The organism is Sphingomonas sanguinis, assembly GCF_001476905.1.
GTDB classification, from domain to species: Bacteria; Pseudomonadota; Alphaproteobacteria; order Sphingomonadales; family Sphingomonadaceae; genus Sphingomonas; species Sphingomonas sanguinis_B.
The window spans coordinates 1-562 of the sequence record NZ_LDTE01000203.1 but is presented as its reverse complement, the minus strand read 5'-3'; the positions used below and the strand labels follow the sequence as shown (position 1 = coordinate 562).

General features: G+C 63.0%; 2 protein-coding genes. Both read left to right on the top strand.

The genetic code is table 11. The features are described 5' to 3' along the window. The first annotated feature begins 115 nt into the window (after positions 1 to 115). Positions 116 to 334 carry a hypothetical protein gene (locus SB4_RS18585; RefSeq protein WP_058753733.1) on the top strand — a complete coding sequence of 73 codons (219 nt, stop codon included), beginning with the start codon at positions 116 to 118 and terminating at the stop codon, positions 332 to 334. A 49-nt stretch (positions 335 to 383) separates the two neighbouring features. Next, positions 384 to 562 (top strand): phosphoadenosine phosphosulfate reductase domain-containing protein (locus SB4_RS18580; protein ID WP_153006351.1); only part of this gene is annotated, 179 nt, incomplete at its 3' end.

The following is a 562-nucleotide window of genomic DNA, read 5'->3' as shown; positions in this document are numbered from 1 at the left end:
GCTGATCGCCAAGATCGAGGCGGCGCGGACCGCCCTGCTGACCGAGCTGGACTGTCTCATATTGGCAACCGGTTGAGGCTTGGCGGCGGGGCGATCCGGTGGTGTAACGCAGGACATGTGGTCCCGCCTGGTCGCCCTGTTCACCATCAAGTCGAAGTTCGAGGCGTTTCTCGTGATCTACGGGCTCGGCCTGGGCGCGGTCGAGCGCGGCATGCACTATCTGACCCTTTATCCGGGCTGGCAGGGCAAGCTGCTGTTCGCCGCCTGCCCCATCGCGGTGTTCATGGCGGGCGCGCGAATCCTGGACTCGCTGGAGCGGGACTATCGCGATTGACAGGATAAGTTGGTCGCGCGGTTTGCTGGCGACATTATCTGACAATCCGATGACTGGACTAACGCACCTTCAGCGGCTCGAAGCCGAAAGCATCCATATCCTTCGCGAGGTGGTCGCCGAGACCGAGCGGCCGGTGATGCTCTATTCGGTCGGCAAGGATTCGGCCGTGATGCTGCATCTGGCCAAGAAGGCGTTCTTCCCGGCACGTCCGCCCTTCCCGCTGCTCCA